A 25194-nucleotide genomic window follows, 5' to 3' on the forward strand; every position below is an offset into this window, starting at 1 on the left:
AACCCCCGTGCTTCCGGAAAAAAACAAGGAACAGGATATGGCACAAGAACGTAGGGATGACCGCAACCGCGGCGGTCGTGACCGTGAAGAGCGCGACAGCGAATTTGTCGACAAGCTCGTCCACATCAACCGCGTCGCCAAGGTCGTCAAGGGCGGCCGGCGCTTCGGTTTTGCGGCACTCGTCGTCGTCGGCGACCAGAAGGGCCGCGTCGGCTTTGGTCACGGCAAGGCGCGCGAAGTGCCTGAGGCTATCCGCAAGGCAACCGAATCGGCAAAGCGCGACCTGATTTTCGTGCCGCTGCGTTCGGGCCGCACGCTTCATCACGACGTCGAAGGCCGCCATGGTGCTGGCCGCGTCCTGCTGCGCTCCGCCAAGGCTGGTACCGGTATCATCGCCGGTGGTCCGATGCGCGCCGTTTTCGAGACGCTCGGCATGCATGACGTCGTCGCCAAGTCGATGGGTTCGTCGAACCCGTACAATATGGTGCGCGCGACGTTCGATGCGCTGAAGAACCAGATGCATCCCAAGGATGTGGCTGCTCAGCGCGGCATCAAGTATTCGACCCTTCAGGCGCGTCGCGGCTCTGCCGTCGCCGCCGAAGAATAGTCGGACGGGCAAGGATTACGACCATGGCTAAGAAAGCTACCAAGACGATCACGGTCGAGCAGATCGGCAGCCCGATCCGCCGCCCGAAGGAACAGCGCGCAACGCTGGTCGGCCTCGGCCTCAACAAGATGCATCGCCAGCGTACCCTCGAGGATACCCCCTCGGTGCGTGGCATGATCGCCGCAGTGCAGCATCTCGTCCGCGTCGTGGACGAGAAATAAGCAGAGCGCAGGAGAAAGATCATGAAACTCAACGAACTGCGTGACAAGGACGGCGCAACCCATTCGAAGAAGCGTCTCGGACGCGGCATTGGTTCGGGTTCGGGCAAGACCGGCGGTCGCGGCGTGAAGGGCCAGAAGGCTCGTTCGGGCGTCGCCATCAACGGCTTCGAGGGTGGTCAGATGCCGCTTTACCGGCGTCTGCCGAAGCGCGGCTTCAACAACATCTTCGCAAAGAGCTTTGCGACGGTGTCGCTGGCCCGCATCCAGACCGCGATCGATGCCAAGAAGCTCGATGCCAAGGAAACCATTACGGCTGACGTGCTGGTCAAGGCCGGCGTCATCCGCCGCGCCAAGGACGGCGTGCGCCTGCTCAGCGATGGTGAACTGAAGAGCAAGGTCTCCTTCGATCTCGCCGGCGCCTCCAAGGCTGCCATCGAGAAGGTCGAAAAGGCCGGTGGCTCGGTGAAGGTGCCTGTAAAGGCAGCCGAGGCTGAGTAACAATATCGGATCAAGCGGCTGCCATCATCGGTGGCCGCTTGCATCTTTGCCGTCCGGAGCCTATCTCGTGGCTTCGTCGACACGTGCCGCCCGGCGCGGGCTTTCGAGCGTGACCAAGCGGAGACTTTTGCATGGCATCGGCTGCTGAACAACTTGCATCGAATCTGAATTTCGCAGCCTTCGCCAAGGCCGAGGATCTCAAGAAACGCATCTGGTTTACCCTGGGCGCGTTGCTGGTCTACCGGCTCGGCACCTACATTCCGCTTCCCGGAATCAATCCGGACGCATTCGCCCAGGCGTTCAATTCGCAGTCCGGCGGCGTTCTTGGCATGTTCAACATGTTTGCCGGTGGCGCAGTCAGCCGCATGGCGATCTTTGCGCTCGGCATCATGCCGTATATTTCCGCCTCCATCATCATGCAGCTCATGACGTCGGTCATTCCGTCGCTCGAAGCTCTGAAGAAGGAAGGCGAGCAGGGCCGCAAGGTCATCAACCAGTACACCCGCTACGGCACCGTGCTTCTCGCTCTCGTCCAGGCCTATGGTATTTCGGTCGGACTTGAGGGCGGCAACGGCATCGTCGCCGATCCGGGCCTGTTCTTCCGCGCCTCAACCGTCATCACGCTCGTCGGCGGCACCATGTTCCTGATGTGGCTCGGCGAGCAGATCACCGCGCGCGGCATCGGCAACGGCATTTCGCTCATCATCTTCGCCGGCATCGTCGCAGGCCTTCCGCATGCCATCAGCGGCACGCTGGAACTCGGCCGTACCGGCGCTCTGTCGACCGGCCTGATTCTGGCGATCATCATTCTGGCCATCGTCGTCATCGCGCTGATCGTCTTCTTCGAGCGTGCCCAGCGCCGCCTGCTGATCCAATATCCGAAGCGCCAGGTCGGGAATCGTATGTTCCAGGGCGATACGTCGCACCTGCCGCTGAAGCTCAACACGGCCGGCGTTATTCCGCCGATCTTCGCCTCGTCGCTGCTGCTCCTGCCGGCGACGGTTGCAGGCTTCTCGGCCACGACCAACATGCCTGCCTGGGCAAGCACGATCCTGGCCGCTCTTGGCCACGGACAGCCGCTTTACATGGCTTTCTATGCCGCAATGATCGTGTTTTTCGCCTTTTTCTACACCGCGATCGTCTTCAATCCGAAGGATACGGCCGACCAGCTCAAGAAGCATTCCGGCTTCATTCCGGGCTATCGCCCAGGCGAGCGCACGGCTGAATATATCGACTACGTGCTGACCCGCATCACGGTCATCGGCGCCGTCTACCTCGTGCTTGTCTGCCTATTGCCCGAATTCCTGATTTCGGCCACTGGCGTTCCATTCTATCTTGGTGGAACATCGCTGCTCATCGTCGTCAGCGTCACGCTCGACACGGTTGCGCAGATCCAGGGTCATTTGATCGCCCATCAGTACGAAGGGCTGATCAAGAAATCCAAGCTTCGGGGAGGGAAGAGAACTAAATGAGGTTGATATTGCTTGGGCCGCCGGGAGCGGGCAAGGGGACACAGGCACAGAGGCTGGTCGAGAAGCACGGCATACCTCAACTTTCCACTGGCGATATGCTGCGCGCAGCAGTGCAGGCCGGCACCGAAGTCGGCAAGCGCGCCAAGGCTGTGATGGATGCCGGCGAACTCGTCTCCGACGCGATCGTCAACGCAATCGTCGCCGAGCGTATCGATCAGGCCGATTGCGCAACAGGTTTCATTCTCGACGGCTATCCGCGCACGCTGGCTCAGGCCGATGCGGTTCAGTCGATGCTGTCGGATCGTGGCTTGGCGCTGAATGCGGTGATCGAGCTTGTCGTCGACGACAAGGCGTTGGTCGGCCGCATTGTAAAGCGCGCTGAAGATGCCAAGGCCGCCGGCCAGCCGGTGCGCAAGGACGACAACCCGGAAGTGTTCGAAGAGCGCCTGCGGGAATATTACAAGAAGACAGCACCGCTCATTGGCTACTATTACGCCAAGGGCATGCTGAAGTCGGTCGACGGCATGGCGGAAGTCGAAACCGTCACTTCGCAGATCGAATCTATCCTTTCCGAAACGGTGAAGAGAAATAAAGTCAGCCAACCTGTTGACTGATTGACTCTTCTGGACTATAGCGGCCCGTCTCCCATTCAGGCGTCAGGTTGGCTTGTCCGTTAGGATGAGGCGCTCGCATTGAACCAGGAACACCCGCAAGGGCCGGTCTCCACCGGACGCGGGTCAACAATAACGCCGGCTTGACCGGCCCACATGGAGAAGAAAATGGCCCGTATAGCTGGCGTCAATATTCCGACCAACAAGCGCGTGATCATCGCGCTGCAGTACATCCACGGCATCGGCAAGAAGTTTGCCGCCGAGATCGTTGAGAAGGTCGGCATTCCGGCCGAGCGCCGCGTCAATCAGCTCACCGACGCTGAAGTTCTGGCGATCCGCGAAACCATCGACCGCGACTATCAGGTCGAGGGCGATCTGCGCCGCGAAGTTTCGATGAACATCAAGCGCCTGATGGACCTCGGCTGCTACCGCGGCCTGCGCCATCGCCGTTCGCTTCCGGTTCGTGGCCAGCGCACGCATACCAATGCGCGCACCCGCAAGGGTCCGGCCAAGGCAATTGCCGGCAAGAAGAAGTAATTTAGGGGATTAAGGGAATAGGGGAGTAAGGCGGTAGGTTTTGGGTTCGTCCCTTTTCCCCTACTGCCTTATTCCCTTACTCCCCTCTCTCCTGGTGTAGCCGCTGGTATTACGGCGGTGACGAGATCAACTGAAAGGACCACTATGGCCAAGGAAGCCGCACGAGTTCGCCGCCGCGAACGCAAGAATATCTCGTCGGGTGTCGCTCACGTCAACTCGACCTTCAACAACACGATGATCACCATCACCGACGCGCAGGGCAACACCATTGCCTGGTCGTCGGCCGGTGCTCAGGGCTTCAAGGGTTCGCGCAAGTCGACGCCGTTCGCTGCCCAGATGGCCGCCGAAGACGTCGCCAAGAAGGCGCAGGAACACGGCATGCGCATGCTCGAAGTCGAAGTCTGCGGCCCGGGTTCGGGTCGTGAATCGGCTCTTCGCGCGCTGCAGGCCGGCGGCTTCACCATCACCTCGATCCGTGATGTGACGCCGATCCCGCACAATGGCTGCCGCCCGCGCAAGAAGCGTCGCGTCTAGTTTGTGATTTCATCGCCGCATAAGCGCATTGGGCGCTTGTGCGGTTTTTCCAGATCGCCCGCCACGATTGGATGGTGGCGGGGAACCGGAAGGAAGACAAAATGATCCAGAAAAATTGGCAGGAACTGATCAAGCCGAACAAGATCGAGTTCTCGTCGAAGAAAAAGACTTTGACCACTCTGGTTGCAGAGCCGCTCGAGCGGGGCTTTGGCCTGACGCTCGGCAATGCGCTGCGTCGCGTGCTTCTGTCGTCGCTGCGTGGCGCTGCCGTCACCGCAGTGCAGATCGACGGCGTCCTGCATGAGTTCTCCTCGATCGCCGGTGTGCGCGAGGACGTGACCGACATCGTGCTCAACATCAAGGAAATCGCCATCCGCATGGAAGGCGATGGCCCCAAGCGCATGGTTGTGCGCAAGCAGGGTCCGGGCGCTGTTCTGGCTGGCGACATCCAGACCGTGGGCGACGTCGAAATCCTCAACCCCGACCACGTCATCTGCACGCTGGACGAAGGCGCTGAAATCCGCATGGAATTCACCGTCGACACCGGCAAGGGTTACGTGCCGGCAGACCGCAACCGCGCCGAAGACGCGCCGATCGGCCTCATTCCGGTCGACAGCCTGTACTCGCCGGTCAAGAAGGTCTCCTACAAGGTCGAGAACACCCGCGAGGGCCAGGTTCTCGACTATGACAAGCTGACCATGACGATCGAGACCAACGGCTCGGTTACCGGCGAAGATGCCGTGGCTTTCGCTGCGCGCATCCTGCAGGACCAGCTTGGCCTGTTCGTCAACTTCGACGAGCCGCAGAAGGAAGTTGCCGCCGAGCAGGTTACCGAACTGGCGTTCAACCCGGCGCTGCTCAAGAAGGTCGACGAACTCGAGCTTTCGGTGCGTTCGGCCAACTGCCTGAAGAACGACAACATCGTCTATATCGGCGACCTGATCCAGAAGACCGAAGCCGAGATGCTGCGCACCCCGAACTTCGGCCGCAAGTCGCTGAACGAGATCAAGGAAGTTCTGGCCGCGATGGGTCTCCATCTCGGTATGGAAGTGGCCGACTGGCCGCCGGAGAACATCGAAGATCTCGCCAAGCGTTACGAAGATCAGTATTGAGGCGTAAGGCCTCGTGAACCAGGATTTGAAGGAGTAGGGCCATGCGCCATGGATTCGCCGGACGCCGGCTGGGCCGCAGCTCAAGCCACCGCCAAGCGATGTTTGCCAATCTGGCAGTTTCGCTGATCGAGCATGAGCAGATTACAACGACGCTTCCCAAGGCGAAGGACCTGCGTCCTATCGTCGAGAAGCTGGTGACACTGGGCAAGCGCGGCGACCTGCACGCTCGCCGTCAGGTCATCGCACAGATCGGCAACGAAGCCGTCGTCAAGCGTCTCTTCGACACGCTTGCGCCGCGCTATGCCACCCGCAACGGCGGCTATCTGCGCATCATGAAGGCTGGCTTCCGCCACGGCGACAACGCCGCGATGGCCGTGATCGAGTTCGTCGATCGCGATACGTCGGCCAAGGGTGCAGGCGACCGCGCCCGCGTCGAGGCTGAAGAAGCCAATTCGGAATCCGAAGCCGCATAATCGGCTTTTGCATCACCGAATTTTGCGAAGGGGCCTTGCGGCCCCTTTTGCTTTTTGGCGGGTTGCAGCGTTATCCTTGCCTATGACGATAAGATCGATTGCACCGGCCACAGTATCGATTGCTGTCCGCATGATTGCCGTGATCGCGGCACTCATGATTTCGGTCGCCGCTTTGGCCGCGGGGGAGAGGGACGAGATGCTTTTGGAAGCTGCTGCTGCCGGCCGGGCCGATGAAGTACGCACACTTCTCGCGGAGGGCGCAAAGATCGATGGACGGGATCGTGCTGCGCGGACGCCTCTGTTGCTGGCAACACATGCGAACCACGTCGATGTCGCTAGGGCGCTCATCGAAGCGGGCGCTGACGTGAACGCCAAGGACGTCATCAAAGACACGCCGTTCCTCTATGCGGGTGCGGAAGGTCGCAATGAAATCCTGAAGGCGATACTTGCAAGCGGAAAGGCCAACCTGAAGGACACCAACCGTTATGGCGGCGTCGCCCTCATTCCGGCATCGCACCATGGCTATCCGGAAACAGTGCGCATTCTGCTCGAAACCGACATCGACATCGATCACGTCAACAATCTCGGCTGGACGGCGCTGCTGGAGGCGGTGATCCTCGGCGACGGCGGCCCTATATATCAGGAGATCGTCGGTCTGCTGGTCGATGCCGGCGCAAAAGGCATTCCCGATCGCGACGGAAAGACGCCGCTCGACCATGCGCGTGCGAGCGGTTTTCAGGAAATAGCGGCAAGGATTGAAGCTGGTCCGCGTAAATAAGGCTCTACGGTCGATTTAGATGCTTAAGCCTTTCATTTTGCACATTCATCGTGACAATGGCGCGCGCTTGCCCTGGAGGATTCGTATGGTCGCCAAAAGATTGCCGCTCGCCCTGATTGCCACCTGGCTGTCCGTTGCTTCCGCGTTCGGAGTCGGGACTGTCATGGCGCAGGAAGCACCGGCCCCGCAGGCTGCCCCTGCGCCGCAGGCAGAGCCCGCGCCGGCGCAACCGCCGGCAGCCCAGGCGCCCGAGACAAAGCAGCTGGAGCAGCCGGGCCTGAAGGAAGTGCTGAATGAGCTTCTGAAGAGCGTGGAGGAGCCGGCACCGCCGCCTGCACCGCAAGGACGCCGGCTGCCATTCGGCCGCCCCGAAATCCAGCTTTCCTTCGCGCCGCTGGTCAAGGACACCGCGCCGGCCGTGGTCAACGTCTACGCCTCGCAGCAGGTGCGCGTGCGCTCGCCCTTCGCCGGTGACCCGTTCTTCGAACAGTTCTTTGGCGGCCAGTTTGGCGGTCAGGCGCCGCAGCGCATGCAGTCGTCTCTGGGCTCGGGCGTGCTGGTCGATCCGAGCGGCATCGTGGTCACCAACAACCATGTCATCAACAACGCCGACGAGGTCAAGGTCGCGACATCCGACGGCCGCGAATTCACCAGCAAGGTGCTGCTCAAGGACGAGTCGCTCGATCTTGCCGTGCTGAAGATTGACGACAGCAAGCCGTTCCCATCGATCCCCATCGGCGATTCCGATGCACTGGAAATAGGCGACCTGGTGCTCGCTATCGGCAACCCGTTCGGCGTCGGCCAGACCACGACCAGCGGCATCGTTTCGGCGCTGGCCCGCTCGCACATCGGCGTGTCGGATTTCGGCTTCTTCATCCAGACCGATGCCGCGATCAATCCCGGCAATTCCGGCGGCGGGCTCATCAACATGACCGGCCAGCTCGTCGGCATCAACACCGCCATCTACAGCCGCAGCGGCGGCTCGATCGGCATCGGCTTCGCCATTCCTTCAAACATGGTGCGGGCGGTCGTCGAATCGGCCAAGCAGGGCAGGGACTATTTCGAGCGGCCCTTCATTGGTGCTGCCTTCGAGCCGGTCACGGCAGCGATTGCCGAGTCGCTCGGCATGCCCAAGCCGACCGGCGCGCTCGTTTCCTCGGTGATACCCGATGGACCTGCCGCCAAGGCCGGCCTGAAGCCGGGTGACGTGGTTCTTTCGCTCAATGGTGTTGCTATCGAGCATGTCGATGCGCTGGGCTATCGCCTCGCGACGATCGCCATCGACGCTCCCGCCAAGCTCAGCGTTCTGAGCCAGGGTGCCGAAAAGACGGTGGACATCACGCCGGTGCGGCCGCCGGCAGACGCAACGCCGGCGCAGGTTACCATCGGCGGCCGCAGTCCATTTTCGGGCACGAAGGTGGCGTCGCTATCGCCGCGGCTGGCGCAGCAGCTCGGCCTGCGCGCCGAAACGACGGGTGTCTCCGTCGTCGATATCGACCGCAATTCGCCGGCCGCGCGTTTCGGCCTGCAGCCGCGCGATATCATCCGCGAGGTCAATGGCGAGGTCATAGACACGCCGCAGAAGCTGAAGCAGGTCGCGGAGCAGGACGCCCGCTGGTGGCGTTTCACGATCGAGCGTGACGGGCAACTGCTGCGCCAGATGCTGCGTTACTGACGAGCACCCCATGGCCGACCTGTTCAAGGCCGACGAACCCGAAAAAGCGCCACCGGGACGGCCGCTTGCAGACCGCCTGCGCCCGGCAAGTCTCGGCGAAGTCGTCGGCCAGGAACATCTGACCGGCGAAGATGGCGCGCTGACACGCATGATCCGCTCCGGCTCACTCGGGTCGATGATCTTCTGGGGCCCGCCGGGAACCGGCAAGACGACTGTTGCGCGGCTGCTTGCCGGCGAGACCGGACTGGCTTTCGAGCAGATATCGGCGATCTTTTCGGGCGTCGCCGATCTGAAAAAGGTGTTCGAGACGGCAAGACTGCGTCGCACCAATGGCCGCCAGACCTTGCTCTTCGTTGACGAGATCCATCGCTTTAACCGGGCCCAGCAGGATTCCTTTCTGCCCGTCATGGAAGACGGAACGGTCATCCTTGTCGGCGCGACGACGGAAAATCCGTCCTTCGAGCTGAATGCGGCCCTTCTGTCGCGCGCGCGGGTGCTGGTATTCCAGTCACTCGGCGAGGAGAGTATCGCGAAACTGCTTCTGCGGGCAGAGGAGGCCGAAGGCAAGGCTTTGCCGCTCGATGATGAGGCCAGGGCCGTGCTGATGCGCATGGCCGATGGCGACGGCCGTGCAGCGCTTACGCTTGCCGAGGAAGTCTGGCGCGCCGCCAGGCCGGACGAGGTTTTCGACGCCGAGGGCTTGCAGCGCATCGTCCAGCGCCGCGCGCCGATCTACGACAAGGGCCAGGACGGCCATTACAACCTGATCTCAGCATTGCACAAATCAGTGCGCGGCTCGGATCCTGATGCGGCGCTTTATTATCTCGCGCGCATGTTCGATGCTGGCGAAGACCCGCTCTATCTCGGCCGCCGCCTGGTAAGGATGGCCGTCGAGGATATCGGCCTTGCCGACCCGCAGGCGCTGGTCATCGCCAATGCCGCCAAGGACGCCTACGACTATCTCGGCTCGCCGGAAGGCGAACTGGCCTTTGCGCAGGCCTGCGTCTATCTTGCCACCGCGCCAAAATCCAATGCCATCTACACGGCTTTCAAGGCGGCAACGCGCGCGGCCAAGGAGCATGGTTCGCTTCTGCCGCCCAAGCACATTTTGAATGCGCCAACCAAGCTGATGAAAAGCGAGGATTACGGCGCAGGCTATCGTTACGATCACGATGAGCCCGAGGCCTTTTCCGGCCAGGATTATTTTCCGGAAAAGATGGGCAGGCAGACTTTTTACGACCCGCCCGAACGCGGCTTCGAGCGCGATATCAGAAAGCGGCTCGACTATTGGGCGAAACTTCGGCGGGAAAAATCGGGTCGCGGCGATTGATCGTAATTTTGCCAAAGATTCGGCGCTGCGATGGCGCCGGTTGATCGGCAAGGTTTCAACGACTCGTCATCGACATGTGCTTTGACAGGCTGATTTCGTAGATACTGCGCGCAATTTTTTTTCGGTAAGACTCATGAACAAGAAGTCTCTCAAGACCGCTCGCAAGATCGGCATAGCCGTGCTCATTCTGGCCGTGGCTTTCTATTTCATCCCGATTATCACGGGTTTGTTCCTGCTTTGCGGGCTGATCGACGTGTTGCGCAACGATCGCAAGAACCAGAGATTGTTCAGCCTCTATTTTCTTGGCAACGGCATGTTCACCTGGCTGCTTTCGCCCTTCAACCTCTTCGTGGACCTGCTGTCCTACAAGAACTGGGGCGTGTGGAAGCTGGAGCAGTTTCCGGATGATTACCGCCGCGAGGTGGATCAGGTTCTGGACGTCTTCAAGAGCCGGCAGGCCGAGATCATCGCCGATATCGACGCGAATTTCGAAAGCGGGCGTCGCGGCATGTATGTCTACCAGTGGTACGGCAAGCAGCACATCGACAACGTTCCCGAATTTACCCAGAAATTCAAATATATCAGGACGATAGCGGTGTCCGTTTTCTCGGGACGTGAATCGACCTCATACCATTTCGGCCCGCTGCGGCTGACCTTGCGCGTGCTCTACAATCTGGTTCCGGCAAAGACCGACCAGATCTTCATCGAATGCGGTGACGTCAAGCAGCTCTGGTATCAGAACCCGCTGTTCATCTTCGACGACACGTTGCTGCACCGCTCGGTCAACGAGCATGACGGCCGCCGCTATTGCGTGTTCATGGACATCATCCGCCCGTCTCCGGTGCCGGGCTTCCTGTCGGCAATGCTGTCGGTGATCTCTATCAGCGTCGATCGCATGAAGGCGATGTTCTACAAGAACTGGAAGATGATCGGTTCGCGCAAGCCAAAGGCAGCGGTGCCGGTCAAGTAGCGGTATCTTTCACAGCCGAACCCGATCCGCTATCAAGTCTGCCATGTATAATCTGGTCCTCGTCGCGATAGGCGGCGCCATCGGCGCGTCGCTTCGCCATCTCGTCAATCTCGCAGCACTGAGGCTGGTGGGGGCGACGTTTCCATGGGGCACCATGGCCATAAATATCGCCGGCTCCTTCGCGATGGGCGTGTTCATAGAGCTTCTGGCGCGGCGCTTCGGTGCGTCGAACGAGATCAGACTGTTCGTGGCAACGGGCATTCTCGGCGGCTTCACGACATTCTCGGCATTTTCGCTCGATTTTGCCGTGCTTTGGGAGCGGGGAGCGGCACTTCCGGCGCTTGCATACGTGCTTGTGAGCGTTATCGGCGCTATTCTTGCCCTGTTTCTGGGATTGTGGCTCGTAAGAAGCGTCGGCTGATGCTATTGCGCCGGATTGAAACGGACATGGCACAATGGCAGGCGTAGAGCAGATCAAGGTCGAGGACGGCGAAACGGGCATGAGGCTCGATCGCTGGTTCAAGAACCACTTCCCCGGGCTTGGCTTCGGGCACCTTCAGAAACTGCTGCGCTCGGGCCAGGTTCGTATCGATGGCGGGCGGGCGAAGGCCGACACGCGCGTCGAGCCGGGCCAGATGATCCGCATCCCGCCGCTCGATGTCGACAAGAAGGGCGGCGAGGGCATGCTGACCGGCCACTCCATCCGCAACCAGGATGATGGAGACGTGCTGGCGCAGATGCTGCTTTACGAGGACCCCAAGGTATTCGTCTTCAACAAGCCGGCAGGCCTGGCGGTGCAAGGCGGCTCGGGCGTTTCACGGCATGTCGACGACATGCTGGAGGCCTGGCGCAGCAAGAAGGGCGAAAAGCCGCGCCTCGTTCACCGTCTCGACCGCGACACTTCGGGCGTTCTGGTGGTCGCGCGCACACGGCTTGCGGCGATGAAACTTGCCGAGGCGTTCCGTGGCCGTGACGCAAAGAAGACCTATTGGGCGCTGGTCAAGGGCGTGCCGAAGAAGCGCGAAGACAAGATCTCGACCTGGCTGATCAAGGAACCGACGCCGGACGGTGACCGCGTGCGCGTCGCCCAGCATGGCGAGCGTGGCGCCGACCACGCCGTCTCCTACTACCGCGTGCTGGAGCAGGCAGCGCAGAGCCTGGCATGGCTTGAGATGGAGCCGCATACCGGCCGCACGCACCAATTGCGCGTGCACGCCGCCTATATCGGCTGCCCGATCATCGGCGATCCCAAATATTTCGAGGCCGATACCAACTGGGATTTCCCGGGCGGCATGCAGAACCGGCTGCATCTTCACGCGCGCCGCATCCGCATTCCACATCCCGACAAGGGCGTAATTGACGTCACCGCGCCGATGCCGCCGCATATGCGCCAAAGCTGGAACCTGCTCGGCTTCGACGATGCGAATGGTGAAGAAGGCTAGTCATGCCCGTTTCCCGCCATCATCGATGCCGCCTGGCTGCTAGTTCCCGTCCTGCTGGTGCTATGGGCCATGCATATGCCCGCTAAGATCGGGATGCGGAGGCTTTTCCCGGAGGACAGCAAGGGCATTTCCCAAGCTGAAGGAAAGCAGGCGGGAGAGATCGAATTGCTCCGCGAGAAATCAGAGCAGGATCGTTAGCATTCATGTCCAATCTCGCGATCGATCGCCGCGATGCCATCGACATGGCGGCGGCAGCCATCATGGTTGGGCTCACCTTTTCGTGGGGACTGAACAGTGTCGCCGCGAAAATATCCTATGCAGGTTATGATCCGGTCTTCCTGTCGATTGCCCGCGCGATTATCGGTGGCGCACTCGTGCTGGCCTGGTGTCGCTGGCGCGGCATCGCGCTCTTCGAGAAGGACGGCACGCTCGCTGCCGGAATTCTTGTCGGCGTGCTTTTCGGCCTCGAATTCCTGTTTCTCTATATCGGCCTCGATCACACGACCGTTGCGCGCAATACGCTTCTGGTCAACACCATGCCATTCTGGGTTTTGGTCGGCGGGCACTTCCTTCTGGGCGAGCGCATCACCACGCGCAAGCTGATAGGGCTGGTGCTGGCCTTTGCGGGTCTTGTCGCGGTTTTTTCCGACAAGCTCGGGGCAGGCGGAACATTGATCGGCGATCTGATGAGCCTTGGAGCCGGCATTCTCTGGGCTTTGACCAATATCGTCATAAAGCGTTCGAAGCTGGCGGGTACGGGCGCCGAAAAGCTTCTGCTCTACCAACTTGCCGGCGCGGCCGTGGTCGGCGCGTTTGTGCTACCTTTCGCCGGCCCGTCCGTTCGCGAGTTCGCGCTGGTACCGACCCTGGCACTGCTTTTCCAGGCCGTCTACGTCGTGGCATTCACCTACGTGCTTTGGTTCTGGCTGTTGCGGCGCTATCCCGCATCCGGCCTTTCGAGCTTTGCCTTCCTGACGCCGGCTTTTGGCGTATTATGCGGTGGTCTCATTCTCGGTGAACCGCTCACCGTCAGGATATTTCTGGCGCTCGGACTGATTGCTATCGGCCTGATCGTCGTCAACAGGCCGCCGCGACGGCTGCCTCAGTGAGTGCAAGATGCGTGAAATTCTGAACGATCTCGAAACCAGCGACCTGCTGTCGGACCCCGATCCCATTCGCCGGGCGCAAAGCCAGCTGAAGCGGCAGTTGCCGAAGCGGTTCTATAAAGCCGTCACGGTTGCACCCGTCGAGGACGGTTTTGCCGTGCATCTCGACGGCAAGCCTGTCCGCACGCCCGCCAAGGCGATCCTGACACTGCCGACCGCCAAAGCGGCCGAACTGGTCGCCGCAGAATTTTCAGCGCAGGAGGAAAACATCGACCCGACGACCATGCCGGCAATGCGGCTGGTCAACACGGCGATCGATGGCGTGGCGACCGACCCGCAGGCGGTTCTGGAAGACATCCTGCGCTTTGCATCGTCCGACCTTCTCTGCTACCGCGCCGAGGCGCCGGAAAAGCTGGTCGAACGCCAGGCGGAAGCCTGGGACGGCGTGCTGGATTGGGCGCGTGCTTCGCTTGGCGCGCGTTTCGTTCTGACCGAGGGCGTCATCCATGTTGAGCAGCCACGCGAGGCGATCGGGGCCATCGGCATTCATCTGAGCCAGCGCGCGGAGCCACTGAAGCTTGCCTCGCTTCATGTGATGACGACGCTGACGGGATCTGCCCTGTTGGCGTTGGCGGTCGAGACCGGTGAAATAGACGCCGAGACGGGCTGGAATGCCGCGCATGTCGACGAGGACTGGCAGATCGAGCAGTGGGGCCAGGATTCCGAAGCGGTCGCCCGGCGCAATTATCGCAAGCGCGATTTCATGGCGGCAGTCGCATTGCTTGAAGCGTTGAAAGCTTAAGTCAGCGTTCCGGCGTACCGGAACGCGTTCAATCCCGGATCGGAGGTTCAGCTCTTCAGATCGCGATCTGCGTTCTGAACGGCTTCCTCATGATACCAGGCGCTGCCGCAAGCAATATTGGGCAAACGCTTCGATACGAGCTCTGTAACCGAGCCAGTCTTTCCATGAAAACTATCAGCCGTTGAACGAACCTTCGCTTTGAAGGTGTAGATCTTGGCCGATTCACGATGAATGCCAGTAGTAGTCATTGCCGTGTCTCTCCCTCGACGGCGCGATAGCCGCATCGGATAAAGAGAAGATAGGGCGTGCATCAGTTTTGTGCAATATGAACAGTAAAATATCTTGTTTTGCTCATTTTTTGGGCGATCTTATATTTGCCGGTTCATGCAGCATCTTTGCGTTGTGTGCACTGCGATAGATCGGATCGCATCCGCGTGCGCGGCGGCCCGAAGCATCGCCAGTTTTCACCTCAGACACCTGCATTTCATCGGCCATTTTGTCGCAACGGCGGGCTTTTCGCAGGGATTTTGCGCCGGATTTTACCAAGCCGGCGCAAGTGGCACGCTAATTGCTTTTTCTGCGGTGAGGTACTCGGCCCATGACGGCCGGGCGCATTTCAGCGCTCCCTCAAAGATTAAGCGAACTGGTTACGAGAGGCCGGCATGACAAAATACAAGCTCGAATATATCTGGCTGGACGGTTACACCCCGGTCCCCAATCTCCGCGGGAAGACCCAGATCAAGGAATTCGATTCGTTTCCGTCGCTCGAGCAACTTCCGCTGTGGGGTTTTGACGGCTCATCCACCATGCAGGCCGAGGGCCATTCGTCCGACTGCGTGCTGAAGCCCGTCGCGATCTATCCCGACCCGGCCCGCACCAATGGCGCCCTGGTCATGTGCGAAGTCATGATGCCGGATGGCGTCACCCCGCATGCATCGAACAAGCGCGCCACCATCCTCGACGACGAGGGCGCATGGTTCGGCTTCGAGCAGGAATACTTCTTCTACAAGGACGGCCGCCCGCTCGGCTTCCCGGAATCCGGCTATCCTGCTCCGCAGGGCCCATACTACACCGGCGTCGGCTACAAGAATGTCGGCGACATCGCACGCCAGCTCGTCGAGGAACATCTCGACCTGTGCCTCGCTGCCGGCATCAACCATGAAGGCATCAATGCCGAGGTTGCCAAGGGTCAGTGGGAATTCCAGATTTTCGGCAAGGGCTCCAAGCGCGCCGCCGACCAGATCTGGATGGCACGCTACCTCCTGCTGCGCCTGTGCGAAAAGTACGGCATCGACATAGAGTTCCACTGCAAGCCGCTGGGCGACACCGACTGGAACGGCTCGGGCATGCACTGCAACTTCTCGACCACCTATATGCGCGAAGTTGGTGGCAAGGAGTATTTCGAGGCGCTCATGGCTGCCTTCGACAAGAACCTGATGGACCACATCGCCGTCTACGGCCCGGACAACGACAAGCGTCTGACCGGCAAGCACGAGACCGCGCCATGGAACAAGTTCAGCTACGGCGTGGCTGATCGCGGTGCTTCGATCCGCGTTCCGCACTCCTTCGTCAACAATGGCTACAAGGGCTATCTTGAAGATCGCCGCCCGAACTCGCAGGGCGACCCCTACCAGATCGCTTCGCAGGTGCTGAAGACGATCGCTTCGGTTTCGGCGGAAGCCAAGAAGGCTGCTGCGTAACGCGTTTTACCCGGTTCAATGAAAAGCCCGGCGGGAAACCGCCGGGCTTTTTGTATCTTGCAGCTCGTCACTCACGTCCAGACGAACTCAGATGCGCGATCATGTCGCTTGCGATGGGCGAGAGCTCATCCTCCGATCGAAAGCATATTTTCAAGCGCCGCGTCGCCCAGGCTTCCGTCAAGCGCAGCGAGGCGAGCGACATCGGGCGTTGGCATCTGCGGGCCGTGGTTTCCGGCACGATGCCGAGGCCTGCTCCATGCGCCGCCAGACGGCAGATCCCCTCGAAGGTTCGCACCCGCATCCGAAACTTCAATTTGGTTCCCGTTCGGGCGGCCTGCGCCTCAATGTAATCCTGCAAGGCGCTGCCTTCGGCCAGCCCAATGAACTCGTGCTGCAGGATATCTGCGAACGCGATTTTCCGGGCAGTTGCCAGGGAATGGCCGCGCGGAACGACGACAACCAGCCTGTCGACCGCGAATGGGCGGAGCTCCAATCCGCTTGAATCGACCGCATCGGAAATGATGCCGATATCTGCAAGGCCAGCCGAGATGGCCTTTACGATCTCCGAGCTCTGGCGCTCCTTCAGATCGACATCGATCCGGCGGTGGGCTGCTAGCCAGGGACCGAGCCTGTCGGGCAGAAACTCCGTAATCGCCGCGGTGTTCGCCAGCAGGCGGATCGTTGCCCGGCTCCCGTTGGCGTATTCGCCGAGTTCGCCCTGCATGTGCTCCATCTGGCGAAGGATGAGCCGGGCATGATGAGCGAGCGCATCTCCTGCCTCGGTGGGCGCCACGCCTCTGCGCCCGCGCTCGAGCAGCTTGACGCCGCCGGCCAGTTCCATGCCGCGCAGGCGCTCGCTGGCCGCCGGGAGAGAAAGGTGGGCCTCGGCTGCGCCGTGCGTGATGCTGCCGGCCTGAATGACGGCAAGGAACAGGCGCAGGTCTGTGAGGTCAAAATGCATGGTGGCATGTTAGCGCGCGGTTAGCCTTCGGGCCAGCCGAAGGCTGCCTGCGGATCATCCGCATTGTGACCGGTGAAAAAGATGGCAAGGATGAGCCATGATGGACTCTTCGACATGGCTCATCGGCACTGTTGCCGCGACCTTCTTTCTCGCCGGTATCGTCAAGGGCGTTACAGGAATGGGACTGCCGACGGTTGCCATGGGCGTGCTGGGTGCGCTGGTTTCGCCTGTGGCAGCTGCAACCCTTCTGATCGTGCCGTCATTCGTCACCAATGTCTGGCAACTCTTTACCGGCCCAAGCCTTTGGCCGATGATCGTGCGGTTCTGGCCCATGATGGCGGCAATTGTCGTTGGCACGCTCGCAGGATCGTCGCTGCTGACGAGCGGCGATACGCGGCTTGCGACGAGCGCCCTTGGCGTGGCGCTGTTGGTTTATGCCGCCTACACACTCATCGCCCGTCAGCTTGCAGTGCCGGCCGGATTGGAGCGATGGCTGTCGCCTTTGATCGGGGTGACCACCGGCGTCGTAACGGGCGGCACCGGTGTGTTTGTCATTCCAGCGGTTCCCTATCTACAGGCGCTCGGCCTCGAAAAAGAGGATTTGATCCAGGCCCTGGGGCTTTCCTTCACCGTTTCGACCATTGCGCTTGCAGCCAGTCTTGCCTGGCACGGCGCGTTCCAGTTGGGGAACGTTTGGATGTCGGCGCTCGCTGTAGCGCCGGCTCTTGCCGGCATGTGGGTGGGGCAGATGGTGCGCAAGAAAGTAAGCCCGACAGCATTCCGCCGTTGGTTCCTATGCGGCCTGCTTCTGCTCGGCGCCGACCTGCTGATCAGGCCATTGCTTTGATGCTCGTTCAAAGTGCCCAATTCGTGATTATGCGGATTTCTGTATGGGCAACCGGCGTTGCCGGACAGGTGCGTCAGTCCTGATGCTTTCCACGCGGACCGGTCGGCCGACATGGAAGCCCTGAACCTGATCGATGCCTAGTTCGCGTATCAGTTCCATCTGGTCTTCGACCTCCACGCCCTCGACCAGGATTTTTGGCCCGCGATTCCTGAGCAGGCCGACAATGTCCTGGAGCATCGCCATGCCGCGTGGCGAATTGCAGTCATGCAGGAAAGAGCGGTCGATCTTGACCGTGTCGAAATCGATGAGGCGCAGCCATGACAGGCCGGCAAAACCGGTGCCGAAATCGTCTAGCCAGATCTTGATGCCCAAAAGCTTAAGGTCGGAGATGCAGCGCAAAACATCGGAATGCATCTCCATCTCGAGCCCTTCGGTGATCTCGAAGGCGAGGCGGTTGCCTGCAATGCCTGTCTCGCCAAGTATCGCAGCGACCGAGGTTGCAAAGCCGGGCGCCTTGAGCTGGATGGGCGAGACATTGACGCTGACGATGCGCGTGTGGTCGTTGGAAAGATATTCGCGGCACACCGTCCTTATCGCCCAGCGGCCAAGCTCCAGAATAGCACCTGTCCGTTCCGCGACAGGAATGAACAGGCTTGGCGGGACGGAGGTTCCGTCGAGCATATTGAGGCGCATGAGGGCTTCCAGCGCTTCGACCCGGCCGGTTTTGACGTTCTGGATAGGCTGGTAAACGAGCGAGACGAGATCTTTCTCTATCGCGATCTTCAGGAGGGCCGCGATGTTCTCGCTTTCGTCGCTGCTTTGCGGGTCGTTGGGATCGAAGAGTTTCGCGCAGTTGCGGCCGCTGGCCTTGGCCAGGTAGAGCGCACGGTCTGCCTCGTGGATGATCTTTTCAAGCTTGGCGCCCGTCTGATGCCGGGTGAAGGCGGCGCCGATGCTCACCGTGACGATCTGCATCCCGTCGCGGCGCTGGTCGTGCCTGAGCGCAAGATTCTCGATCGTGCTGCGTATTTCCTCGGCGAAGGCTTCCACCTTTTCCTGCCTGTCGAGCGAGGTGATGACAATGAATTCCTCGCCACCATAGCGGCCGATCGAGGCATTGTTCGCCTCGATCGTCTTGCTGAGCGCGTCGGCCACGAGGATAAGGCAGCGGTCGCCTTCCTGATGGCCGTAGCAGTCATTGTATCGCTTGAAGAAGTCGACATCGATCAGCAGCACGGCAAAGCGGCGGCCTTGCTGCTGCCAGGCGCCCCAATGGTCGCGCAACCGCTCATCCACGGCACGGCGGTTCTCCAGGCCCGTCAGCGGGTCTGTTCGGGAAAGCTTCAGCAGCGCCTTGCCCCGTTCGGTCGCTTCCTTGTGCTGCATCTTCGCTTCCAGCGCATTCAGGAAGACGTGGTATCGCTCCCTGTTCAGTTTCCAGTTCACGTAGGACGTGAAGATGAAGCAGGAGATGTGAAATATGCCGAAGGAAAGCTGATAGATCCGGTTGTGCGGGAACAGATAGAAAAGCACGGACAAGGACGCCAGCAGCATGACGCCCGAGACGAGAATGGAGAACTGAAACCTGAAGCTGAAAAACAGGTTGGCGCTCATCATGAAGATGGCCCCGAATACCAGGTAGTATGAAATCGTCTCCATATGTCGCGTGGTGATGGCCGCGAAGAGCCAGCCGACATAGGCAAGAACCAGGGCCACCGCACAGGTAAGGTCCATACGGGCTGCAGGCGCATTCTCGCGATATTGCAATTCCACCATTATCAATGTGCTGATGCCGATGGTGAAACGCGCTGCGATTGCCGGCAGGGCGGCGTCGGGAATGAGCAGAATGTCCGTAATCGAAAAGAGCAGATAGACGAGGACTGCGGCCCATAGGCCCTGGCGGATACCCACACGCTGCATTTCTTCGGTGTCTTTGCGGTAAAGCGTCCGCAGAAGCGCAGGCGAGGGACGCTCTACTCGTCCTTGCAGATCGCTCTCGATCGGGTCGGCCATCGTTTGTGTCATGCGCTTTCCATCGAAATGCGATGCACCAACGCCCGCCGACTAGGCTGCCTGTTGAACAACGCCTTCGCTGCTTCGAACACTATCCGCAATGCGGGAACCTTCAGACTGCGGGTCATTTTCGCGTCAGGAACACAAGTTTCCGTTAAACGCTGCGCCAATTCCGCGGCAGCGTTAGCAAACCGTGAAGAAAATCACTTCAATGTTATTAACCATGCGGCGGGGTTTGGCTTGAGTTGCGCTCGCGGTCGCCTAACATAGGTTAACAAATCGTAAACGCGGGGGCGTAAATTGCATGAATGAACCGCAGCCGGTACTGGATGGCGAAAGCCTTATCACCCCAACAGCCATCGCAGCCGACATGGCGGCCCTCTATCCTTCCCAAGGCAGTAGCGACCATCTCGCGACCGCGACGGCGGAACTCGGCCTTGTCCTTCATTCGGCACGGCAGTGGTTCGAGGCTGGCAATGATCCCGCGCAGACGATGCGCTGGACCGTCGAGGCGCTACACAAGATGCGGCGCAAGGTCGACCCCGGTGTCTGGCAGGCGCTGATACCGCTGGCACAGGAACATCCCGTCGCCGATTATTTTCACCAGGACCCGTTTACGCGCTGGTCGTTCGAGAAGCCTCGCGGCTATTCGGGAGATGCCCGGCTGCTCGACTTCATCTACCAGCACGAGAATATCCGGGAGGATGTGGCGGAGGCCTCTCCGATCGGCAGCGCGCTTTACGCCTACAGCAAATATTACCCCTCATGCGTGGCGGTGCGCGAGCGGCGCGATCTCCTGGCGCAGTATGTTGATGAGATTGCCGAGGAGAGGGGCGACGGCACGGAAGTGCTGGCGATCGCCTCGGGCCATCTGCGCGAGGCCGGCAGCTCGGTCGCCCTGGAGCAGGGGCGCATTGCACGCTGGGTCGCGCTCGATCAGGATCCGCTGAGTGTCGGATCGGTGGCGCGCGACTATGCCGGAACGCCCGTCGAGGCCATTGACGGCTCCGTACGCGGTCTGCTGACTGACGCCTACAAGCTGGGCTCGTTCGATTTCGTCTATTCCGCCGGCCTCTACGATTATCTCACCGACGCCGTGGCGATCAGGCTCAACAGGCGATGCCTGCGCATGCTCAAGCCCAAGGGCACCTTGCTGTTCGCCAACTTCTCGCCGGAGCTGACCGACGACGGCTACATGGAAACCTTCATGAATTGGGCGCTGTTGCTGCGTACCGAAGCCGATATGTGGAAGATCATCAACGCCAGCGTTGACCGCAACACGGTCGATGCGGAGGTGTTTTTCGGCGAAAACCGCAACATCGTCTACGGCGTCATCCGCAAGCGGGACTGATATTCCACGGCGCGGCTGTGCCGGAAGCCTGATCAAGCCGCCGGCATTGCAGCAAGCCTGTCAAACAAAAAACCCCGGCGTTTCCGCCGGGGTTTTTGTTTTCAGCAAACTGAGTTCGCCTTACACCGAATAGTACATGTCGTATTCGACCGGGTGCGGGGTCATTTCGAAGCGCATCACCTCGGCCATCTTCAGTTCGATATAGGCGTCGATCTGGTCGTCGTCGAAGACGCCGCCGGCCTTGAGGAAGCCGCGGTCCTTGTCGAGGCTCTGCAGGGCTTCGCGCAACGAGCCGCAGACGGTCGGGATCTTCTTCAGTTCCTTCGCCGGCAGGTCGTAGAGATCCTTGTCCATCGGCTGGCCGGGGTGGATCTTGTTCTTGATGCCGTCGAGGCCAGCCATCAGCAGGGCTGCGAAAGCGAGGTAGGGGTTCGCGCCCGGATCGGGGAAGCGGATTTCGACGCGCTTCGACTTCGGCGACGAGCCGAAGGGGATGCGGCAGGAGGCCGAGCGGTTGCGCGCTGAATAGGCGAGCAGAACCGGCGCTTCATAGCCCGGAACCAGACGCTTGTAGGAGTTGGTCAGCGGGTTGGTGAAGGCGTTGATGGCCTTGGCGTGCTTGATGATGCCGCCGATGTAGTAGAGGCAGTTTTCCGACAGGCCGGCATATTCGTTGCCCGCGAAGGTCGGCTTGCCGTCCTTCCAGATCGACATATGGACGTGCATGCCCGAGCCGTTGTCACCGAAGATCGGCTTCGGCATGAAGGTTGCCGTCTTGCCATAGGCGTTGGCGACTTGGTGCACGACATACTTGTAAAGCAGCATCTTGTCGGCGTTGCGCACCAGCGCGTCGAACTTCACGCCGAGCTCGTGCTGGGCGGCAGCCACTTCGTGGTGGTGCTTTTCAACGCGCACGCCCATTTCGGTGAGCACGGTCAGCATTTCCGAGCGCATGTCCTGGCACGAATCGATCGGCGGAACCGGGAAGTAGCCACCCTTGACGCGCGGACGGTGGCCGAGGTTGCCGGTTTCATAGTCGGTGTCGTCGTTGGACGGCAGTTCGGTCGAGTCGAGCTTGAAGCCGGTGTTGTAAGGGTCGGCCTTGTACTTCACGTCGTCGAAGACGAAGAATTCTGCTTCCGGGCCGACGAAGATGGTGTCGCCAATGCCTTCAGCCTTCATGTAGGCTTCGGCCTTCTTGGCGGTGCCGCGCGGATCGCGGTTGTAGGACTCGCCCGAGACCGGATCGAGAATGTCGCATAGGATGACCATGGTCGACTGCGCGAAGAACGGGTCCATGTGGACGGTTTCCGGATCGGGCATCAGGACCATGTCGGATTCGTTGATGGCCTTCCAGCCGGCGATGGACGAGCCGTCGAACATGACGCCATCGGCGAACATGTCTTCCTCGACCTCGGAGATATCCATCGTCACATGCTGGAGCTTGCCCTTGGGGTCGGTGAAGCGCAGATCGACGAACTTTACGTCGTTGTCCTTGATCTGCTTGAGAATGTCCTTGGCTGTCGTCATGTCGCGTTTCCTGTGATTTTAATGATGGCGTTGAAACGAAATTCCGTCGGCGAGGCCGATCAGATGGCGTCGATGCCGGTTTCGCCGGTGCGGATGCGCACCACTTCCTCGATGTTGGAGACGAAGATCTTGCCGTCGCCGATACGGCCCGTCTGGGCCGCCTTGCGAATGGCCTCGATCGCCGCTTCGACGGATTCGTCGCCCAACACAACCTCGATCTTCACCTTGGGAAGGAAGTCCACGACGTATTCAGCGCCGCGATAAAGCTCGGTATGGCCCTTCTGGCGCCCAAAACCCTTTGCTTCGGTGACGGTAATGCCTTGCAGGCCTGCTTCCTGAAGCGCTTCCTTCACTTCGTCGAGCTTGAAAGGCTTGATGATCGCTTCGATCTTTTTCATAAAAAATGCGGCCTCCGCTAGGGACTGTACGGGTGTCGCCCCGCTTGCGCATCACAAAGCAGGAAGCGTGCCAGATGCCCGCAGGCGCAACAAACCTTCTTCGAATCCGCAAAGATCGAAAAAATTTGCGTTTTTCAGGCAAAGCGCAGGGCGCTTAAGCGATACCCTGAATATCGCTTATCGGAGTGCTTTTGCAACGGGGTAAAATCTGTGCAATTCGCCTAAACTTTAGGCATTTGCTTTTTGTTTGCGCCGGTTTTCACACGCTGTACTGAGCATCTATCTTGTCGTCCTACATTTCGACGCGCCGGCGCGGTGTGCTAATCATAATCTCCCCAAGGGCCGGACGGGCTGCTCGCATGTCGCATGAAATCCTGACACCCGATGAAATGGCCAAGGCCGACCGCCTCGCGATCGAAAGTGGGCCTCTCGATGGGTATGCGCTGATGCGCAACGCCGGTGCGGCCGTGGCCGCGCTCGTCCTGGCGCGGTTTCCGTCAGCTTCCACCGTTCACGTCCTTTGCGGGCCGGGCAACAATGGCGGTGATGGCTATGTCATCGCCCGATTGCTGGCCGAGGCCGGATGTGCGGTAGCATTGTGGACTGAAGGAATGCCGAAACCAGGAAGTGACGCAGCGCTGGCGGCCGCAGATTGTCCGGTAATTCCAAAATCATTAGCCGGCTTTGAAATCGAGCGACGCGCGGTTGTGGTCGACGCGCTTTACGGGGCAGGGCTGTCGAAACCGCTTTCCGCGGAGGCGGCACGAGCCACGCAGATCGCTGCGGACATGAATATCCCGGTCGTTTCGGTCGATCTGCCGTCAGGCGTTTCCGGCGAAAGCGGCATAGCACTTGGCGAGGCATTTCAGGCGACGGTTACGGTCACCTTCGCGCGCAAGAAGCCCGGCCATTTGCTTCAGCCGGGGCGCAACCTCTGCGGCGAGGTCGTCGTTGCCGATATCGGCATCAGCGATGAGGTGATTGGCGAAGTTGGCGCGCGCTGCTTTGAAAACACGCCGGCACTTTGGCTGGATCAATTTCCGATGCCTGCGACGGACGCCTACAAATACAGTCGCGGCCATGTCGGCGTCTTTTCGGGCGGACCTTCTGCGACGGGTGCTGCCCGGCTGGCGGCCATGGCTGCGGCGCGGATCGGGGCAGGGGCGGTCACCGTGCTGTCCCCGTCGCTATCGCTCTCCATGAACGCCAGCCATCTGACGTCGATCATGCTGCGCAAGGCCGACACGCTGGAGGAAGTGTTCGGCTTCCTCGATGCGCGCCACCCGGAAGCACTCGTTTACGGGCCCGGACTGGGACCGGAACCAGGGGTCGGAAATTTTCTCCTCGACTTGCTGGCAGCGGCGGAAAATTCGCCAAAAGGTCTCGTTCTGGATGCCGATGGGCTGACTTCACTCGCTTCGCAGCCGGAGGCATTGTTTGCCGCCTTGCATCGCCCCGGCGCGCCGCATGCGATCCTAACGCCGCATGAAGGCGAGTTTCGCCGGCTGTTTCCCGGCATTGCCGGCGACGAAAAACTGTCGAAGCTGGAGAAGGCCCGTGCAGCGGCGGCACTCTCCAACGCTGTTGTCATCTATAAGGGACCGGACACAGTGATCGCAGCGCCTGATGGGCGAGCCGCGATCAATTCCAACGGCACGCCTTTGCTGGCAACGGCAGGTTCCGGCGACGTGCTGGCCGGAATCTGCGCCGGCCTGCTGGCACAGGGCATGCCTGCATTCGAAGCGGCTTGCGCCGCTGTCTGGATGCACGCTGATGCTGCGCAGCGATTTGGACCGGGACTGATCGCCGAGGATCTGCCGGTGGCACTGCTTTCTGTGCTTCGGAATTTGCGGGAGCCCGGCGCATTGCCTGTACCACCAGGCTCCCTAGCTGCGGGGTAAACCCTGAGCTAACACCGGAAAATCCGCATGCGCGCCTCAACGCCGTGGGCGCTCTTTCGTTCCGCTGCCTATCAAGAAGGAGGGGCAACTCCTGGCGGGCGGCAATCGGGATTCGACCATTCCTCGCAAGGAGAGCCCGGATCTTCTCCATTATTGTGCTTGGCCAGTTTGGAGAAGGCAAACGCAAAGCCCGCCAGAAGCACAAGCACCAGTGTCAGGCGTATTGCCATCATTCATCCTGGTTGGGTGGTATCCCCGCCACTCACCGGTTCGCGGCAAGTCTAGACGTTGTGAGATGAATTAAAACCCCGAGCCGTACACTTTT

The 25194-nt window shown here is 60.5% G+C and carries 26 protein-coding genes; 21 read left to right on the forward strand and 5 right to left on the reverse strand.

Annotated elements, in window-relative coordinates:
- Positions 1-37 precede the first annotated feature (37 nt).
- The 17 genes from rpsE (at position 38) to BM413_RS12165 (ending at position 14168) form a co-directional block, all read left to right on the forward strand.
- Complete coding sequence (rpsE, locus tag BM413_RS12085) at positions 38-607, forward strand: 30S ribosomal protein S5 (RefSeq protein ID WP_091913577.1); 570 nt, start codon at positions 38-40, stop codon at positions 605-607.
- Between the two features lie 23 nt (positions 608-630).
- Positions 631-828: a 50S ribosomal protein L30 gene (gene rpmD / locus BM413_RS12090; RefSeq protein WP_091913578.1), complete on the forward strand. Its 198-nt coding sequence runs from the start codon at positions 631-633 to the stop codon at positions 826-828.
- Positions 829-849: 21 nt separating this feature from the next.
- Positions 850-1326: a 50S ribosomal protein L15 gene (rplO, locus tag BM413_RS12095; protein ID WP_091913579.1), complete on the forward strand. Its 477-nt coding sequence runs from the start codon at positions 850-852 to the stop codon at positions 1324-1326.
- A gap of 131 nt (positions 1327-1457) precedes the next feature.
- Positions 1458-2798 (forward strand): preprotein translocase subunit SecY, encoded by a 1341-nt coding sequence (gene secY, locus BM413_RS12100; RefSeq protein ID WP_091913580.1) that lies wholly within the window; start codon positions 1458-1460, stop codon positions 2796-2798.
- On the forward strand, positions 2795-3412 hold the full coding sequence (locus BM413_RS12105; protein WP_091913581.1) for an adenylate kinase: 618 nt from the start codon (positions 2795-2797) through the stop codon (positions 3410-3412). The genes secY and BM413_RS12105 overlap by 4 nt, the downstream gene beginning before the upstream one ends.
- Positions 3413-3577: 165 nt before the next feature.
- Positions 3578-3946 carry a 30S ribosomal protein S13 gene (gene rpsM / locus BM413_RS12110; RefSeq protein WP_091913582.1) on the forward strand — a complete coding sequence of 123 codons (369 nt, stop codon included), beginning with the start codon at positions 3578-3580 and terminating at the stop codon, positions 3944-3946.
- A 144-nt stretch (positions 3947-4090) separates the two neighbouring features.
- Complete coding sequence (rpsK, locus tag BM413_RS12115) at positions 4091-4480, forward strand: 30S ribosomal protein S11 (RefSeq protein WP_091913583.1); 390 nt, start codon at positions 4091-4093, stop codon at positions 4478-4480.
- Positions 4481-4581: 101 nt separating this feature from the next.
- Positions 4582-5592 carry a DNA-directed RNA polymerase subunit alpha gene (locus BM413_RS12120; protein ID WP_091913584.1) on the forward strand — a complete coding sequence of 337 codons (1011 nt, stop codon included), beginning with the start codon at positions 4582-4584 and terminating at the stop codon, positions 5590-5592.
- 41 nt (positions 5593-5633) lie between these two features.
- Complete coding sequence (gene rplQ, locus BM413_RS12125) at positions 5634-6065, forward strand: 50S ribosomal protein L17 (protein WP_091913585.1); 432 nt, start codon at positions 5634-5636, stop codon at positions 6063-6065.
- A gap of 196 nt (positions 6066-6261) precedes the next feature.
- Positions 6262-6843, forward strand: coding sequence for an ankyrin repeat domain-containing protein (locus BM413_RS12130; RefSeq protein ID WP_348272901.1), 582 nt, complete (start codon positions 6262-6264; stop codon positions 6841-6843).
- A gap of 85 nt (positions 6844-6928) precedes the next feature.
- On the forward strand, positions 6929-8518 hold the full coding sequence (locus tag BM413_RS12135) for a DegQ family serine endoprotease (RefSeq protein ID WP_244537848.1): 1590 nt from the start codon (positions 6929-6931) through the stop codon (positions 8516-8518).
- Positions 8519-8528: 10 nt separating this feature from the next.
- Positions 8529-9848, forward strand: a complete 1320-nt coding sequence (locus BM413_RS12140) for a replication-associated recombination protein A (protein ID WP_091913587.1) — start codon at positions 8529-8531, stop codon at positions 9846-9848.
- A gap of 133 nt (positions 9849-9981) precedes the next feature.
- Entirely contained in the window at positions 9982-10818 is an 837-nt protein-coding gene (locus tag BM413_RS12145; RefSeq protein ID WP_091913588.1) for an aspartyl/asparaginyl beta-hydroxylase domain-containing protein, read from the forward strand.
- Between the two features lie 43 nt (positions 10819-10861).
- Positions 10862-11239: a fluoride efflux transporter CrcB gene (crcB, locus tag BM413_RS12150; protein WP_091913589.1), complete on the forward strand. Its 378-nt coding sequence runs from the start codon at positions 10862-10864 to the stop codon at positions 11237-11239.
- Between the two features lie 34 nt (positions 11240-11273).
- A complete protein-coding gene (locus tag BM413_RS12155; RefSeq protein WP_091913590.1) occupies positions 11274-12260 on the forward strand; it encodes an RluA family pseudouridine synthase in 987 nt (328 codons plus the stop codon).
- 203 nt (positions 12261-12463) lie between these two features.
- A complete protein-coding gene (locus BM413_RS12160) occupies positions 12464-13369 on the forward strand; it encodes a DMT family transporter (RefSeq protein WP_091913591.1) in 906 nt (301 codons plus the stop codon).
- A gap of 7 nt (positions 13370-13376) precedes the next feature.
- Positions 13377-14168: an ATP12 family chaperone protein gene (locus BM413_RS12165; protein ID WP_091913592.1), complete on the forward strand. Its 792-nt coding sequence runs from the start codon at positions 13377-13379 to the stop codon at positions 14166-14168.
- Between the two features lie 47 nt (positions 14169-14215).
- On the opposite strand, the gene BM413_RS12170 is transcribed toward BM413_RS12165, so the two are convergent.
- Entirely contained in the window at positions 14216-14416 is a 201-nt protein-coding gene (locus BM413_RS12170; protein WP_162931619.1) for a DUF2735 domain-containing protein, read from the reverse strand.
- 414 nt (positions 14417-14830) lie between these two features.
- Here BM413_RS12170 and BM413_RS12175 point away from each other — a divergent pair, with 414 nt between their 5' ends.
- Entirely contained in the window at positions 14831-15868 is a 1038-nt protein-coding gene (locus BM413_RS12175) for a glutamine synthetase beta-grasp domain-containing protein (protein WP_091913594.1), read from the forward strand.
- A 67-nt stretch (positions 15869-15935) separates the two neighbouring features.
- Here BM413_RS12175 and BM413_RS12180 read toward each other — a convergent pair whose 3' ends face one another.
- Entirely contained in the window at positions 15936-16829 is an 894-nt protein-coding gene (locus BM413_RS12180; protein ID WP_091913595.1) for a LysR family transcriptional regulator, read from the reverse strand.
- Positions 16830-16926: 97 nt separating this feature from the next.
- Here BM413_RS12180 and BM413_RS12185 point away from each other — a divergent pair, with 97 nt between their 5' ends.
- Complete coding sequence (locus tag BM413_RS12185; RefSeq protein WP_091913596.1) at positions 16927-17676, forward strand: sulfite exporter TauE/SafE family protein; 750 nt, start codon at positions 16927-16929, stop codon at positions 17674-17676.
- A gap of 27 nt (positions 17677-17703) precedes the next feature.
- Here BM413_RS12185 and BM413_RS12190 read toward each other — a convergent pair whose 3' ends face one another.
- A complete protein-coding gene (locus BM413_RS12190) occupies positions 17704-19701 on the reverse strand; it encodes a putative bifunctional diguanylate cyclase/phosphodiesterase (RefSeq protein WP_091913597.1) in 1998 nt (665 codons plus the stop codon).
- Between the two features lie 292 nt (positions 19702-19993).
- On the opposite strand from BM413_RS12190, the gene BM413_RS12195 reads away from it, so the two are divergent.
- Positions 19994-21040, forward strand: coding sequence for a class I SAM-dependent methyltransferase (locus tag BM413_RS12195; protein ID WP_091913598.1), 1047 nt, complete (start codon positions 19994-19996; stop codon positions 21038-21040).
- Between the two features lie 120 nt (positions 21041-21160).
- On the opposite strand, the gene glnA is transcribed toward BM413_RS12195, so the two are convergent.
- A complete protein-coding gene (gene glnA / locus BM413_RS12200) occupies positions 21161-22570 on the reverse strand; it encodes a type I glutamate--ammonia ligase (RefSeq protein ID WP_091913599.1) in 1410 nt (469 codons plus the stop codon).
- 59 nt (positions 22571-22629) lie between these two features.
- On the reverse strand, positions 22630-22968 hold the full coding sequence (locus BM413_RS12205) for a P-II family nitrogen regulator (protein ID WP_091913600.1): 339 nt from the start codon (positions 22966-22968) through the stop codon (positions 22630-22632).
- 359 nt (positions 22969-23327) lie between these two features.
- Between BM413_RS12205 and BM413_RS12210 the strand changes: the two genes are divergently transcribed.
- Complete coding sequence (locus BM413_RS12210) at positions 23328-24869, forward strand: NAD(P)H-hydrate dehydratase (RefSeq protein ID WP_091913601.1); 1542 nt, start codon at positions 23328-23330, stop codon at positions 24867-24869.
- Positions 24870-25194: the final 325 nt, after the last annotated feature.

This window comes from Mesorhizobium sp. YR577, assembly GCF_900116595.1.
Lineage (GTDB): Bacteria > Pseudomonadota > Alphaproteobacteria > Rhizobiales > Rhizobiaceae > Mesorhizobium_M.

Excerpts from the sequence above, each read along its gene's own strand:
- rpsE (WP_091913577.1), top strand. The coding sequence starts at position 38 with ATGGCACAAGAACGTAGGGATGACCGCAACCGCGGCGGTCGTGACCGT.
- rpmD (WP_091913578.1), top strand. The coding sequence starts at position 631 with ATGGCTAAGAAAGCTACCAAGACGATCACGGTCGAGCAGATCGGCAGC.
- rplO (WP_091913579.1), top strand. The coding sequence starts at position 850 with ATGAAACTCAACGAACTGCGTGACAAGGACGGCGCAACCCATTCGAAG.
- secY (WP_091913580.1), top strand. The coding sequence starts at position 1,458 with ATGGCATCGGCTGCTGAACAACTTGCATCGAATCTGAATTTCGCAGCC.
- BM413_RS12105 (WP_091913581.1), top strand. The coding sequence starts at position 2,795 with ATGAGGTTGATATTGCTTGGGCCGCCGGGAGCGGGCAAGGGGACACAG.
- rpsM (WP_091913582.1), top strand. The coding sequence starts at position 3,578 with ATGGCCCGTATAGCTGGCGTCAATATTCCGACCAACAAGCGCGTGATC.
- rpsK (WP_091913583.1), top strand. The coding sequence starts at position 4,091 with ATGGCCAAGGAAGCCGCACGAGTTCGCCGCCGCGAACGCAAGAATATC.
- BM413_RS12120 (WP_091913584.1), top strand. The coding sequence starts at position 4,582 with ATGATCCAGAAAAATTGGCAGGAACTGATCAAGCCGAACAAGATCGAG.
- rplQ (WP_091913585.1), top strand. The coding sequence starts at position 5,634 with ATGCGCCATGGATTCGCCGGACGCCGGCTGGGCCGCAGCTCAAGCCAC.
- BM413_RS12130 (WP_348272901.1), top strand. The coding sequence starts at position 6,262 with ATGCTTTTGGAAGCTGCTGCTGCCGGCCGGGCCGATGAAGTACGCACA.
- BM413_RS12135 (WP_244537848.1), top strand. The coding sequence starts at position 6,929 with ATGGTCGCCAAAAGATTGCCGCTCGCCCTGATTGCCACCTGGCTGTCC.
- BM413_RS12140 (WP_091913587.1), top strand. The coding sequence starts at position 8,529 with ATGGCCGACCTGTTCAAGGCCGACGAACCCGAAAAAGCGCCACCGGGA.
- BM413_RS12145 (WP_091913588.1), top strand. The coding sequence starts at position 9,982 with ATGAACAAGAAGTCTCTCAAGACCGCTCGCAAGATCGGCATAGCCGTG.
- crcB (WP_091913589.1), top strand. The coding sequence starts at position 10,862 with ATGTATAATCTGGTCCTCGTCGCGATAGGCGGCGCCATCGGCGCGTCG.
- BM413_RS12155 (WP_091913590.1), top strand. The coding sequence starts at position 11,274 with ATGGCAGGCGTAGAGCAGATCAAGGTCGAGGACGGCGAAACGGGCATG.
- BM413_RS12160 (WP_091913591.1), top strand. The coding sequence starts at position 12,464 with ATGTCCAATCTCGCGATCGATCGCCGCGATGCCATCGACATGGCGGCG.
- BM413_RS12165 (WP_091913592.1), top strand. The coding sequence starts at position 13,377 with ATGCGTGAAATTCTGAACGATCTCGAAACCAGCGACCTGCTGTCGGAC.
- BM413_RS12170 (WP_162931619.1), bottom strand. The coding sequence starts at position 14,416 with ATGACTACTACTGGCATTCATCGTGAATCGGCCAAGATCTACACCTTC.
- BM413_RS12175 (WP_091913594.1), top strand. The coding sequence starts at position 14,831 with ATGACAAAATACAAGCTCGAATATATCTGGCTGGACGGTTACACCCCG.
- BM413_RS12180 (WP_091913595.1), bottom strand. The coding sequence starts at position 16,829 with ATGCATTTTGACCTCACAGACCTGCGCCTGTTCCTTGCCGTCATTCAG.
- BM413_RS12185 (WP_091913596.1), top strand. The coding sequence starts at position 16,927 with ATGATGGACTCTTCGACATGGCTCATCGGCACTGTTGCCGCGACCTTC.
- BM413_RS12190 (WP_091913597.1), bottom strand. The coding sequence starts at position 19,701 with ATGACACAAACGATGGCCGACCCGATCGAGAGCGATCTGCAAGGACGA.
- BM413_RS12195 (WP_091913598.1), top strand. The coding sequence starts at position 19,994 with ATGAATGAACCGCAGCCGGTACTGGATGGCGAAAGCCTTATCACCCCA.
- glnA (WP_091913599.1), bottom strand. The coding sequence starts at position 22,570 with ATGACGACAGCCAAGGACATTCTCAAGCAGATCAAGGACAACGACGTA.
- BM413_RS12205 (WP_091913600.1), bottom strand. The coding sequence starts at position 22,968 with ATGAAAAAGATCGAAGCGATCATCAAGCCTTTCAAGCTCGACGAAGTG.
- BM413_RS12210 (WP_091913601.1), top strand. The coding sequence starts at position 23,328 with ATGTCGCATGAAATCCTGACACCCGATGAAATGGCCAAGGCCGACCGC.